We start from the raw sequence: 12,997 nt of genomic DNA, 5'->3' as shown, positions 1-12,997 counted from the left end.
GCTGCGCGGGGACGACGTGCTCGTGCCCGCGCCGGTCGACGCCTCCTGCGAGGATCCCTCGTCCGAGGTCGTGGAGGCCACGCTCCGCACCCTGGCGGCCGCCCCCTCGACGCAGGAGCGTGACCGGGGGCTGGCCTCGGCCCTTCCCCCGTCAGCGCGCCTCGAGCTGGTCGCGACCAGCGACGGCCTCGCCCGCGTGGACGTCGACCTGATCGACCTCGGCGATCCCGAGAGACTGCCGTTCGCGGTCGGTCAGCTGGTGCTGTCGGTGACGTCCGCGCCCGGCGTCGACGCGGTCGAGATGACCACCTCCGGTCGCCTCGTCGAGGCGCCACTTCCCGGGGGCGCCCTCGCGGACGGGGCGGTGACGGCGGACGACTACGCCGAGCTGCTGAGCGGGCCTGACGAGACCGCCGACGTGCCGAGTGACCTCGGCTGCCCCGACCCGGACCCGGAGCGCTGAGCGCTGAGCGCTGAGCGCTGAGCGGGCACGGTGTGACAGTCGTGTGACGGCTCGATGACCGGCGCCCGTCGATCCCGCTCCACCTCGTTCGGTCTCCTTGCCCGGCACGCCCGGTGGTGTCTTGATGGAGGAGCAGGCCGGGCGCCGTCCCGGCAACGCACCACGAGAGGAGCAACCCCGTGTTCACCATGACCGCGAACGCACGTGAGGTCGTCCGGCGCGTCACCGCCCACCCCCGCATCGGCGCGACGTCAGGACTCCGGATCGCCTCGCAGGGCCCCGGAGAGCACGCGCTGGGCGTCGCGGCGGCGGCCGGGCCGGCACGCGGTGACGAGGTGGTCGAGCGGGACGGGGCACGGGTCTTCCTCGACGGGCCCGCGGTGCCGCGGGTCCGCGGCCGCCTGCTCGACGCGGTCACCAGGAACGGCCGGGTGCACTTCGTCGTGAGGGATCGTCACTGACCGGCGACCGAACGGCCCGTCGGTCGTGCGCATCACGAGCCGCTCGCCGGGCACGAGCTCGACCACCTCGCCACCGGCGGCGGCGTCCGCCCGCGCACCGAGTCGATGTTGGCGTACCAAGGCGGCGCGCGGGCGGGGTCTCCGGCGTACGCCGCCACCTGCGCGCGTGGGAACGCTGGACCGCGACGTGTGGGAGGCGCTGGCGGTGATCGCCGCAGCGCGGTCGGTGGCCGGACCTCCGCTCGCGGACTGACCGCTGGGGACGGGCTGCTGGCGGACCGGCTGTCCAGCCCCTGTCCAACGTTTCGTTTTTCGGCTGTCGGCCACGCAGCGCCCTCGCCACACTCGGAGCACGCCCCACGAGGGCAACGACCAGCGACAGCATGACCGTCAAGGAGATCTCGTGACCACCTTTGCGATCGTCCCCCAGCACGTCGAGCACCACTCCCCTGCCGACCCCGGCACGGACGCCTCCCCGGCCCGTCGTACAGCAGCTGCCGTCGACCTCATGCGATCGGCCACCACCGCCATCGAACGTCGGCGCCTGGTCCACGAGCTGATCGAGGCCAACGTCGCCGTGGCCCGCTCGATGGCAGCGCGCTACCGCAACCGCGGCATCGACCTCGACGACCTCGAGCAGGTCGCGCTCGTCGGGCTCACCAAGGCCGCCCAGCGCTTCGACCCTACGGCCGGGCACGACTTCATGGCCTACGCCGCCCCGACGATCCGGGGCGAGCTGCGCCGCCACTTCCGCGACGCGGGCTGGATGATCCGGGTGCCCCGACGGCTCCAGGAGCTGCAGGCGCGCATCGCCACCGCGGAGCAGGACCTGCTGGCAGCCCTGGGCCGCTCGCCGCAGCCCTCGGAGATCGCCGCACACCTCGGGGCAGACCTCGACGACGTGGTCGAGGCGCTCTCGGCGGACGGGTGCTTCCGGCCGACCTCGATCGACACCACCGCCGGCGACGGGGACGACACGATCGCGAGCCTGATCGGGTGGCACGACCCGGGTCTCACGTCCGTCGAGGCGAGGCTGGTGCTCGACACGGCGATCGCCGGCCTTCCGGAGCGTGAGCGCCGGATCCTGCACTGGCGCTTCGTCGACGAGCGCACCCAGGCAGAGATCGCCGACCTCCTGGGGCTCACGCAGGCGCAGATCTCACGGATCCTGGCGCGCGTGCTGCGCCAGCTGCGCGCGGACCTGACCGAGCCAGCACCGGCCGCCTGACGGCGCGGCTCAGTCGTCCTCCCAGTAGGGACCCTTGCGGTAGGGGTCGCGCTCGATCGTGGTGACCGGACGGCGCTCGGTGACCCAGACCCGGCGCTTCGTGCCGTCCGCGTCGACGACCGTGCGGCGTACGCGGAAGTTGGCGTACGACGTCGTGTAGGCGTTGCGCGAGTTGCGGGTGTTGTTCCACTGGTAGTCGAAGTTGCCGAGGTACTTCTTCGCCACGACCGCGCCGCGCACGGTGAACCAGACCTCGTCGTTGGCGCTGCTGAGGCTGGACCAGTTCACCGAGCCGGTGAGCACCATCGAGGTGTTCGGGACGCCGTTGTAGGTGCCCTGGACGACGAGGTACTTCTGGTGGCTGTAGTAGTCGAGGATCAGGTCGTCGATGCCGTCGTTGTTGAGGTCGAAGTTGTCCTCGGTGTCGAAGTCGAGGCCCGTCGAGCGCAGCGGGATCCGGCCGCGGGCGGTGGGCGCGCCGAGGACGCCCTTGGTGTGGTAGCCGATGAGGCCGTAGCTGACCCGCACGTCGCAGCCCTGGACGTACTTCCTGCGGATCGCCGCGGCGAGGTAGTCACCGCGCTCGCCGCGCATGGTGTGCATCGACAGCGCGAGGCGCGTGCGCGTGACCGCGCCGGTGACGGGGTCGACGTTGCGGCACTGCACCCGGTCGAGCAGGGTCAGCACGAGGTCGTTGCGCGGACCGGACGCCCGCGGGAAGGCGACGACCGTGTGCTTGTCGACCGAGTCGTCGCAGACGCCGAGGAGCGGCGTGCCGCAGAAGGCGAGCGGCTCCTGGCGGGTGTCGTGGTCCTTGCTCATGTCCTTGAAGAGCCCGACGAACTGGCGGAACAGCTCGTGGTCGCCCTCGGTGAAGTAGAGGTCGTTCCACTGGTGGACCGCGGCGTTGCGCGTCATGTTGGCCGAGCCCACGGCGATGACGTCCTCCGACCGGCCGGCCTGGCTGAACAGGTAGAACTTCGAGTGCAGGTTGTTGAAGTCGCTGGCCGCGCCGCGGCAGCTCTTGCGGCACTTGTAGATGAAGCTGTTGCGGCTCCGGTCCTTGCCGATCTCGGCGCGCAGCACCTTCATCGCCGCCGTCTCCCAGTGGTCGTTGAGCAGCATCTGCACCTGCACGCCGCGTCGGTGCGCGGCGGCCAGCGCCTGCGCCACCGGCACGCGGTCCAGCGAGTAGATGGCGATCCTGATCGTGGAACCCTTGGGCGTGCGGTTGATCGTGTCGATCACCTTCCGCTCGATGCGGAAGTGCCCCTCGGCCAGGTGCGGGTCGTTGAAGAAGGGCCCGCTCGGGGCCCTCCAGCGACGCGACTTCTGCGGCTTCGCCTGCTCGGCCCGGTCCGCCTGGACGGCCCCGACCCCCTGCGACGCGCTCGACGCAGCGACCCCGGGAGCGACTGCTCCCAGCGACGCCGTCAGCGCCAGACAGATGCTCCCCACGAGCATCGACAGCTTCGACACGACCGGCCCCCTTCTGCGGATGGTGCCGTGCCAGCATAGGTATCCTCGGCCCGCTTCGGGCGCCGCCTCGCCGCTTGACTCGTTCGAACACGTGTTCGATGATGGGGTCATGTCCTCCGCCCGCTCGATCGCTGCCCTGGACCCGGGGCGCTCGGTGGTCGAGCAGCTGCGTGAGCGGGTGGCGGCCATGGAGCGCAAGCCGGCCGGCGAGCCGGTCCCGACCCTGCCCGGGCTGGCCGACCTGGTGCCCATGCACGCCGGGGCGACGTACGCCGTCGACTCCGCCTCCCTCGCCCTCGCCCTGGCGGCCGGGGCGTCCCGTGCCGGGGAGTGGGTCGGCTTCGCCGGCTGCACGGACTTCGGCGCCGAGGCGGCCGCCGAGCTCGGGATCGAGCTCGCGCGCACGGTGCTCGTGCCCGACCCGGGCGAGCACTGGCTGGAGGTGACCGCGGCGCTGGTCGACGTCCTGCGCGTGGTGGTCCTGCGGGCCCCCGCGGCCGTCGACGAGCGCACCGCCGGGATCCTCGACTCGCGCCTGCGCACCCGCTCCTCGGTGCTGGTCGTCCACGGCGACTGGCCCCGGGCGGAGGCCCGGCTCAGCCTCGAGGAGTCCGTCTGGACCGGCCCCTCCTCGGGCACCGGACAGCTGACGGAGCGCCGCGCCCGCGTCGTCGTACGCCGTGGTGCCCGCCCCCCGCAGCGCGCCGACCTGGCCTGGCCGGGGGTGCGCCGGGCCGACACGTCGACGCAGGACCTGCGACGGGTGTCGCCGATGGGCGCCTGGTGAGGGTCATGGTCGTGTGGTGCCCCGACTGGTCGGTGGTCGCTGCGCTCGACGAGGCCGACCGGTCGCTGCGCTCCCCCGCCGCCGTGCTCCACGCCAACGTCGTCGAGGTGTGCAACGGTCCCGCCCGCGCCGAGGGCGTACGCCGCGGGCAGCGCCGGCGCGACGCACAGGCCCGGTGCCCCGAGCTGGTGCTGCTGCCCGCCAACCCCGACCGCGACGCCCGCGCCTTCGAGCCGGTCCTGTCGGTCGTGGAGGACCTGCGTCCCGGGGTGTCGGCCCTGCGGCCCGGGCTGCTGGCCGTGCGCGCGCCCGGCAGCTGGTACGGCACCGAGACCGCCGCCGCGGCGACCGTGTGCCAGGCGCTGGTCGAGAGCGGGGTCTGGGACGTGCGGTTCGGCATCGCCGACGACCTCTTCACCGCCGAGCAGGCCGCGCGCACCGCCGAGGTGCAGTCGTGGACCGTCGTGCCGCCCGAGGAGTCCGCGGCGTTCCTGCGCGGCCTGCCCGTGCACGTGCTCCAGGACGACGGCCCGCGCGGACGCGAGCTGGTCGGGCTGCTGCAGCGTCTCGGCCTGCGCACCCTCGGCGACCTGGCCGACCTGCCGGGCGACGCGGTCGAGCACCGTCTCGGCAGCCACGGTGCGGCCGTGCGCCGACGCGCCCGCGGCGAGGACCGCACGCTCTTCGCCGCCCGCACGCCCCCGCCCGAGCTGGAGGCCGAGGTGTTCTTCGAGCCTCCCCTGGACTCGGTCGAGGCGATCACCTTCAGCGTCCGCACCACCGCCGAGCGCTTCGTCAACCAACTGGCGCAACGCCAGCTCGTCGCCACCGGCGTCCGCGTCGAGGCCGAGTCCGACGGGGTCGTCTGCTCGGCCCGCACCTGGTTGCACCCGCGCCACTTCTCTGCTCGCGACCTGGTCGACCGGGTGCACTGGCAGCTCCAGTCGGCCGGGTCGACGAGCGGACCGGGAGGCTCGCTGCGCGCCCGCAAGCAGTCCGGTGAGGTGCGGGCGCCGATCGAGCGGGTCCGGTTCGTGCCGGAGGTGGTCGAGTCCGCCGCCGCCCACGGTGAGGCCCTGTGGGGCTCTGCCTCCGACGACCTCGTCGAGCGCGGCGTGGCCCGCGTGCAGGGCATGGTCGGCTTCGACGCCGTACGCCGTCCGGTGCTGCAGGGCGGTCGCAGCCCGTCCGCCCGGCAGTCGCTCGTGCCGTGGGGCGAGCGCGCGGTCGACCTGCGGCCCGTCGACCGGCCGTGGCCCGGCCGGGTGCCGGGGCCCGCCCCCGTCCGGGTCTTCGCCACTCCCCCGGTCGCCGAGGTCGTCGACGACGCAGGACGCGAGGTGCGGGTCACCGACCGCGGCGTCGTCACCGGCGAGCCCCGGCGCTTCCGGCTCGGTGATGGCGTCCTGCCGTGGCAGCCCGTGACCGCGTGGGCCGGTCCGTGGCCCACCGACGAGGGCTGGTGGTCGGGCGGGGCCGGGCCGAGCGCGCGCTTCCAGGTCGTCGGCGCCGACGGGCGCGCGTGGCTGCTGCTGCGCGGGCCCGAGGGGTGGTCGCTGGAGGCCGGCTATGACTGACCACCGAGCGGGGGTGCGCTGATGGGCTGGAACAACCCCGCCATGCACTGGAAGGAGCTCGAGCGCCGGCTCAGCGGGCTCCCCGGCGCCGACGACGCGCCGGTGTCGCGGCGCAAGCGCGCGTCCACCGAGGCGCGGGTGATCGAGCGCCCGGTGGCGACGACTCCCTACGCCGAGCTGCACTGCCACACCCACTTCAGCTTCCTCGACGGCGCCAGCTCGCCCGCCGAGCTCGTCGAGGAGGCGGTGCGCCTGGGCCTCCACGCGCTGGCCGTCACCGACCACGACGGCTTCTACGCCGCGCCCATGCTGGCCGAGGCCGCCGCGGCCTACGACCTGCCGACGGTCTTCGGCGCCGAGCTCTCCCTCGGGCTCAGCGGGCCGCAGAACGGCGTACCCGATCCCGAGGGCAGCCACCTGCTGGTGCTGGCACGGGGCGTCGAGGGCTACCACCGCCTCGCGGCCGCCATGACCGACGCACACCTGCGCGGCGACGAGAAGGGGCGCCCGGTCTACGACCTCGACGAGCTCGGCGAGCAGGGGCGTGGCCACTGGGCGGTGCTCACCGGGTGCCGCAAGGGCAGCGTGCGCCAGGCGCTTGCCACCGGGGGCGAGGCCGCCGCGGCCGAGGCGCTCGACCGGCTGACGGCGCGCTTCGGGATCGAGCACGTGCTGGTCGAGCTGTCACCGCGACCGGGAGCGGACGCGGCCAACGCCACGCTCGCCCGGCTGGCGTCCGTCCACGGCCTCGACGTGGTGGCGGCCGGCAACGTCCACCACGCGACCCCGCGGCAGGCGCGGCTCGCCTCGGCCATGGCCGCCGTCCGCGCCCGGCGCAGCCTGGCCGACCTCGACGGCTGGCTCGACCTGTCCGGCTCGGCCCACCTGCGCAGCGGCGAGGAGATGACGACCGCGCTGGCAGCCCACCCCGGAGCCGTCGCGCGCAGCGTCTCGCTCGCCGACGAGCTGGCCTTCGACCTGCGCAAGGCCTCCCCCGCGCTGCCCAAGCGACAGATCCCCGAGGGCCACACCGCCGACTCGTGGCTGCGGGTGCTGGCCGAGCGCGGCTTCGCCGAGAGGTACGCCGGCGTCCCCCACGAGGCCGAGGCCCGTGATCGGCTCGAGCACGAGCTGCGCGTCATCGCCGAGAAGGACTTCGCCGGCTACTTCGTGATCGTCCACGACATCGTCGCCTTCGCCCGCTCGCGACGCATCCTGTGCCAGGGGCGAGGGTCCGCGGCGAGCTCCGCGGTCTGCTTCGCCCTCGGCATCACCGCGGTCGACGCGGTGTTCTACAAGCTCCCCTTCGAGCGCTTCATCTCCGCGCACCGCGACGAGGAGCCCGACATCGACGTCGACTTCGACTCCGACCGCCGCGAGGAGGTGATCCAGTGGGTCTACGACACCTACGGCCGCCGCAACGCCGCGCAGGTCGCCAACATCATCAGCTACCGCCCGCGGATGGCCGTGCGCGACGCCGCGAAGGCCCTCGGCTTCTCCCCCGGCCAGCAGGACGCCTGGTCCAAGCAGATCGACGGCTGGAAGTCGGTGGTGGCGGGCGACCAGGGCGACCCGGACGCCCACGACGTCCCCGCTCCCGTCGTCGCCCTGGCCGAGGAGCTGATGGGCGCGCCGCGCCACCTCGGCATCCACTCCGGCGGCATGGTCCTCACCGAGCGGCCCATCGGCGAGGTCTGCCCGATCGAGCGGGGGCGGATGGACCGCCGCACGGTGCTGCAGTGGGACAAGGACGCGTGCGAGTCGATGGGGCTGGTGAAGTTCGACCTGCTCGGGCTCGGGATGCTCGGCGCGCTCGACCACATGATGCGGCTCGTCGCCGAGCACCTCGGCGAGGAGTGGGACCTCGCCACGATGCCCAAGGAGGAGCCGGCCGTCTACGACATGCTCTGCCGCGCCGACTCGATCGGCGTCTTCCAGGTCGAGAGCCGCGCGCAGATCGGGACGCTCCCGCGGTTGCGCCCGCGCGAGTTCTACGACCTCGCCATCGAGATCGCCCTGATCCGCCCCGGCCCGATCCAGGGCGGCGCGGTGCACCCCTACGTCCGCCGCGCGACCGGCAAGGAAGCCATCACCTACGACCACCCCGAGCTCGTCCCCGTGCTCGAGCGCACCAAGGGCGTGCCGCTCTTCCAGGAGCAGCTGATGGCGATGGCGGTCACCCTCGGCGACTGCAGCCGCGACGACGCCGACCTGCTGCGCCGCGCGATGGGGTCCAAGCGCGGGGTCGAGCGGATCGAGTCGGTCAAGGCGAAGCTCTACTCCGGCATGCAGCGACGCGGGATCACCGGCGAGCTGGCCGACTCGATCTACGTCAAGATCCTGTCCTTCGCCAACTTCGGCTTCGCCGAGTCGCACGCGCTGTCCTTCGCGCTGCTGGTCTACGCCTCGTCGTGGTTCAAGCTCCACTACCCCGCCGCCTTCCTCGCGGGGCTGCTGCGCAACCAGCCGATGGGCTTCTACTCCCCCCAGTCGCTGGTCGCCGACGCGCGGCGCCACGGGGTCGACGTACGCCGTCCCGACGTCACGCGGTCGTCGGCCCAGGCGGACCTCGAGGGGGTCGTCGTGGGCCCGGTCGCGCCCACCGGCCCCGACGCGTGCCGCCGGCCGCGCTTCGAGCGGACCGAGTGGGTGCCGGGCACCCCCGACCCGGTGCCCGCGCACCGACGCGACGCCGCGCTGGCCGTACGCCTCGGGCTCGACTCGGTGCGCGGCATCGGGCTGGAGGTGGCGCGCAGGATCGTCGCGGCCCGCGAGGAGTCCCCCTTCACCGGCGTCACCGACCTGTCGCGACGCGCGGACCTGACCACGGCCCAGCTCGAGGCGCTGGCCACCGCCGGAGCGTTCGACGCCTGGGGGCTCGACCGCCGCGAGGCCCTGTGGGCCGCCGGCTTCGCCGAGGGGGCCGGCCACCTCCCCGGCACCACCCCGGCACCGGCCGCGCCCACGCTCCCCGGGATGAGCGAGCCCGAGCTCACCCTCGCCGACCTGTGGGCCACGGGCGTCTCCCCCGAGCGGCACCCCGTCGAGCACCTGCGCGAGGAGCTGCGTCGGGCCGGAATCCGATCGGTCGCCGACCTCGCCACCGACGAGGCCGGGCGTCGCGTCCACGTCGCCGGGCTCGTCACCCACCGCCAACGTCCGGGGACCGCGATGGGCGTCACCTTCCTGAACCTCGAGGACGAGACCGGCATGCTCAACGTGGTCTGCTCGATCGGGGTGATGAAGGCGCACCGGCAGGCTGCCCGCAACCGCGTCGCCGTGGTCGTCCGGGGGCGGCTCGAGCGCAACGAGGGCGTCACCAACCTCGTCGCCGACAAGGTCGAGGGGATCGACGTCGTCGTGCCGGGGGCAGGCGCGGTGCTGCAGGCGCGGGCGTCGTCGCGCGACTTCCGGTGAGCGTGTGGCTCAGGCCCGTCGACGCCGGCTGACAGGCCCGTCGCGGAGGAACTTCCCCAGCGAGCCGGCCACGGTGCGCTCCCGGAGGACGGGAGAGGAGTCGGCCGCGCCGTCCTGCATGCCGTGCACCGTCTCGGCCAGGACCCGCAACGCACCGGTGGTGGCCGACCACCCCAGCTCGGAGCGTGCCCTCGTGGTGTCCATCAACGGCACGGAGAAGGCCAGGTCGATCCAGCCGGCGTCCAGCGGCTGCAGGCGGGCGTGCCAGCTCGCGGAGACCGCCGCACGAACGGCGGCCGCGGGGACGTGCACGGAGCGAGCCCCCAGCACCCGCGCGATGTCCTCGGTCGTCACAGCCGGGTCGGCGGCCAGGTTGAACGCTCCGGGCGTCCGGGACTCCAGGGCCAGCACGACCGCCTCGGCGAGGTCGTCGGCGTGCACCATCGGGATGGCCAGACGACGGTCGAGGGGCAGGACGGGGACGTGGGAGAGCAGCGCCCGGGGCACCAGTCCCGGGAGGCCGTAGCGCAGCAGGGCGCTGCCGGCGCTCGTCTGCCCGACGATGCCGGGACGGAGGCGGGTGACCACGGTGCTGGGCCGGTCACGCTCCAGGCCGTCGAGCAGCCGCTCGGCGGCCGCCTTGTGCCGGCTGTACGTCGAGCCCGGCACGCCGTCGGTCGGCCAGGACTCGTCCACCGGACGGTCGTCCTGCTTCGGTGAGTACGCACCGACCGAGGACATGTGCACCAGGTGGCCCACGCCCGACGCGACGGCGGCGTCGATCACGCGCCGGGTGCCGCCGACCCCGAGCTCGGCGAGGTAGTCCTCCTGGTGGGTGGGTTGGAAGCCCCAGGCGAGGTGGACCACCGCGTCGCATCCCGCGAAGGCGGCGGCCAGGGCGGACTCGTCCTCGCTCCGTGTCAGGTCCACCGGGTGCCACTCGACGCCGGCGAACGGCGCGGCCTGCGAGGGGGTGCGCCGCACGACACCCACGACCTCGTGCTCGTTCCGATCAGCCAGCCTGCGCAGCAGCGCGGACCCCACGTTGCCGCTGGCTCCGGTGATGGCGATACGCATGCTGGTCTCCCTGGTCGTCGGGGACGGCCGTCCCGCCCACGCACGTACCCCGGGTCAGCGCCGTCCATCCCCCGCGAGACGGCGTGGTGGACTCAGTCCTCGGCGGCGGCGTCGTGCCGGCGATACATGGGAGTCATCCGGCCGTCCGGGTCGAGCCGTGCGAGGAGGGCGTCCGCGATCTCCCCGAGCTGCGCCACCTGCTGGGGGGTCAGCGCGTCGATCACGTGGTCACGGACGTTCGCGACGTGCCCCGGCGCTGCGGCCGTCACCGCGGCGACGCCAGCGTCGGTCAGGCGAGCGTTGGTGGCGCGCTTGTCCTCCGGGCACGGGAGCCGGTCGACGAGGCCGCGCTCCTCTAGCCGGCGTACGACGTGGGACAACCGCGGCAGTGCAGCGTTGGTCTGCGCAGCGAGGGCTGTCATGCGCAGCGTGCGGTCCTCGGCCTCGGAGAGCATCGCGAGGACGTAGTAGTCGAAGTTGGTCAGGTCGGCGTCGCGGCGCAGCTGCGAGTCCAGGACGTTGGGGAGCAGCTCCAGCACCGCCACCAAGCGCACCCACGTGGCGGACTCGTCCTGGGTCAGCCATCGGGTCGTCATGGGGACAGCCTACTCGAATAGTTGACGGAACAACTAAAGGGTGTACGCTGTTAGTTGTAGCGACAACCAATACCCTACGCACCCAGGAGCTCCTCATGGCACACCTCTCCATCCTCGGCACCGGCAACATGGGCCAGGCCATCGCGTCCGTCGCAGGCAAGGGCGGGCACACCGTCCAGCTCCTCGGCCAGGGCGACGTCGACACCGCCGTCAGCGGCGACGTCGTGGTCCTGGCGGTCCCCTACCCCGCGATCAGCACGATCATCGGCCAGCGCGGTGACCAGCTCGCCGGCAAGGTCGTCGTCGACATCACCAACCCCCTCAACTTCGAGACCTTCGACTCCCTCGTCGTGCCGGCCGACAGCTCGGCCGCCGCCGAGATCGCTGCCGCCCTCCCCGAGTCGCGCGTCCTCAAGGCGTTCAACACCAACTTCGCCGCCACCCTCGCCTCCGGCACCGTAGGCGACTCCCGCACGACCGTCCTCGTCGCGGGCGACGATGCCGACGCCAAGTCGATCCTGATCGGCATCGTCACCTCCGGCGGCCTGGAGGCCATCGACGCCGGCTCGCTCACGCGCGCCCGCGAGCTCGAGGCTCTCGGCTTCCTGCAGCTCACCCTCGCCGTTAGCGAGAAGATCTCCTGGACCGGCGGCTTCGGCGTCAACGACTGACCACACCTTCAGACACCAACGAGGAGCAAGCATCCGATGACCGTCAACGCAGTCCGCCTCAACCACGCCGTGCTGTTCGTGGCCGACCTCGAGCGGAGCCTCACCTTCTACCAGCAGGCCTTCGACATGCACGTCGTCGCACGTGAGCCCCGCGCCAACGCCGCCTTCCTGCGGCTCCCCCGCTCGGGCAACCACCACGACCTCGGCCTGTTCGGCGTCGGCGCCCAGCCGCCGCGTCCGCGCGGCAGCCTCGGGCTCTACCACCTGGCCTGGCAGGTCGACACGATCGAGGAGCTCGAGCAGGCCCGCCACACGCTCGCCGAGCTCGACGCCTACACCGGCGAATCCAGCCACGGCGCCACCAAGAGCATCTACGCCCACGACCCCGACGGCAACGAGTTCGAGGTCATGTGGATGCTGCCCAAGGCGCAGTGGGGCGACTACGAGAACGCTGCCCCCGTCGACCGCCTCGACCTCGCCACCGAGGTACGCACCTGGGGCGGAGTCCGCACCGCCGCCGAGCTCGTCCCGGTCGACGCGTCGTGAGCGCCCCCGTCGCGGCCCCCGCCGTCGCGACGTACGGCAGCGACGACCCGACGGCACCGCTCGTCGTCCTGCTCCACGGACGCGGCTCGAACGAGGAGGACATCCTCGGCCTCGCCGCCCACCTGCCGGCCGGTCCGTCGTACGCCGCCGTGCGCGCGCCGATCGTCGAGGGTGGCGGCTACGCCTGGTTCGCCAACCGCGGCATCGGGCGCCCGGTCGCGGAGTCGCTGGCAGAGACCATGTCGTGGTTCCGGACCTGGCTCGACGCCGTGGCACCGGCGGGGCGCCCGGTCATCCTCGTCGGCTTCAGCGGAGGCGCCGCCTTCGCGGGCGGTCTGCTCCTGCAGGACCCCCAGCGGTTCGCGGGCACTGCCGTCCTCTACGGCACCCTGCCGTTCGACGCCGGGGTGCCGGTCGCACCCGGCCGCCTGGCGGGCGCCTCGGTCCTCGTCGCCCAGGGCGACCAGGACTCCGTCATCCCGCGCGAGCTGCTGGACCGCACCTGGACCTACCTCACCGGAGACTCCGGCGCCGAGACCCTCACCCACCGCGACCCGGGCGGCCACAGCCTCACCGCGCGGACGGTCGACGCCCTCGGCAGCTGGATCGCCGACCGACTGGACCTCCGAGCGGTCGTCCCAGGCCCGTCGCCCCGGGAATGAAACCCGTTCCACCCGCCTTGTCATAGTTGCACC

The 12,997-nt window shown here is 73.3% G+C and carries 12 protein-coding genes; 9 read left to right on the top strand and 3 right to left on the bottom strand.

Going from position 1 to position 12,997, the window contains the following annotated elements; translation table 11 throughout:
* Positions 1-22 precede the first annotated feature (22 nt).
* The 3 genes from CFI00_RS09800 to CFI00_RS09790 all read left to right on the top strand — a co-directional run bounded on the left by CFI00_RS09800 (position 23) and on the right by CFI00_RS09790 (position 2,152).
* Entirely contained in the window at positions 23-463 is a 441-nt protein-coding gene (locus CFI00_RS09800; RefSeq protein ID WP_207084970.1) for a GerMN domain-containing protein, read from the top strand.
* Positions 464-642: 179 nt separating this feature from the next.
* Positions 643-924 carry a Fe-S cluster assembly protein HesB gene (locus tag CFI00_RS09795; RefSeq protein ID WP_207084969.1) on the top strand — a complete coding sequence of 94 codons (282 nt, stop codon included), beginning with the start codon at positions 643-645 and terminating at the stop codon, positions 922-924.
* A 403-nt stretch (positions 925-1,327) separates the two neighbouring features.
* A complete protein-coding gene (locus tag CFI00_RS09790; protein ID WP_242532767.1) occupies positions 1,328-2,152 on the top strand; it encodes a SigB/SigF/SigG family RNA polymerase sigma factor in 825 nt (274 codons plus the stop codon).
* A gap of 9 nt (positions 2,153-2,161) precedes the next feature.
* Here the strand turns inward: CFI00_RS09790 and CFI00_RS09785 are convergent, their stop codons facing one another.
* A complete protein-coding gene (locus CFI00_RS09785) occupies positions 2,162-3,631 on the bottom strand; it encodes a phospholipase D-like domain-containing protein (RefSeq protein ID WP_207084968.1) in 1,470 nt (489 codons plus the stop codon).
* A gap of 109 nt (positions 3,632-3,740) precedes the next feature.
* On the opposite strand from CFI00_RS09785, the gene CFI00_RS09780 reads away from it, so the two are divergent.
* Genes CFI00_RS09780 through CFI00_RS09770 form a run of 3 tightly spaced genes read left to right on the top strand, consistent with a single transcriptional unit; the run spans position 3,741 to position 9,412 of the window.
* Positions 3,741-4,418 carry a hypothetical protein gene (locus CFI00_RS09780; protein WP_207084967.1) on the top strand — a complete coding sequence of 226 codons (678 nt, stop codon included), beginning with the start codon at positions 3,741-3,743 and terminating at the stop codon, positions 4,416-4,418.
* 5 nt (positions 4,419-4,423) lie between these two features.
* The gene (locus CFI00_RS09775) at positions 4,424-5,995 is read left to right on the top strand and encodes a DNA polymerase Y family protein (RefSeq protein WP_207085444.1); all 1,572 of its coding nucleotides are present in this window, start codon (positions 4,424-4,426) and stop codon (positions 5,993-5,995) included.
* Between the two features lie 21 nt (positions 5,996-6,016).
* Positions 6,017-9,412 (top strand): error-prone DNA polymerase, encoded by a 3,396-nt coding sequence (locus CFI00_RS09770; protein WP_207084966.1) that lies wholly within the window; start codon positions 6,017-6,019, stop codon positions 9,410-9,412.
* A 9-nt stretch (positions 9,413-9,421) separates the two neighbouring features.
* On the opposite strand, the gene CFI00_RS09765 is transcribed toward CFI00_RS09770, so the two are convergent.
* Both CFI00_RS09765 and CFI00_RS09760 read right to left on the bottom strand, forming a co-directional pair.
* Positions 9,422-10,489, bottom strand: a complete 1,068-nt coding sequence (locus CFI00_RS09765; protein WP_207084965.1) for an NAD-dependent epimerase/dehydratase family protein — start codon at positions 10,487-10,489, stop codon at positions 9,422-9,424.
* Positions 10,490-10,581: 92 nt separating this feature from the next.
* Positions 10,582-11,085 (bottom strand): MarR family transcriptional regulator, encoded by a 504-nt coding sequence (locus tag CFI00_RS09760; protein WP_207084964.1) that lies wholly within the window; start codon positions 11,083-11,085, stop codon positions 10,582-10,584.
* 95 nt (positions 11,086-11,180) lie between these two features.
* On the opposite strand from CFI00_RS09760, the gene CFI00_RS09755 reads away from it, so the two are divergent.
* Genes CFI00_RS09755 through CFI00_RS09745 form a run of 3 tightly spaced genes read left to right on the top strand, consistent with a single transcriptional unit; the run spans position 11,181 to position 12,964 of the window.
* On the top strand, positions 11,181-11,756 hold the full coding sequence (locus CFI00_RS09755) for an NADPH-dependent F420 reductase (protein ID WP_207084963.1): 576 nt from the start codon (positions 11,181-11,183) through the stop codon (positions 11,754-11,756).
* Positions 11,757-11,792: 36 nt separating this feature from the next.
* Positions 11,793-12,302: a VOC family protein gene (locus CFI00_RS09750; RefSeq protein WP_207084962.1), complete on the top strand. Its 510-nt coding sequence runs from the start codon at positions 11,793-11,795 to the stop codon at positions 12,300-12,302.
* Positions 12,299-12,964 (top strand): serine esterase, encoded by a 666-nt coding sequence (locus CFI00_RS09745; RefSeq protein ID WP_207084961.1) that lies wholly within the window; start codon positions 12,299-12,301, stop codon positions 12,962-12,964. Before CFI00_RS09750 ends, CFI00_RS09745 begins: the two co-directional genes overlap by 4 nt.
* Positions 12,965-12,997 lie beyond the last annotated feature (33 nt).

This window comes from Nocardioides sp. S5, from assembly GCF_017310035.1.
GTDB lineage: Bacteria > Actinomycetota > Actinomycetes > Propionibacteriales > Nocardioidaceae > Nocardioides.
Note: the sequence above shows the minus strand (reverse complement) of the source record. Positions and strands in the feature narration are given on the sequence as shown.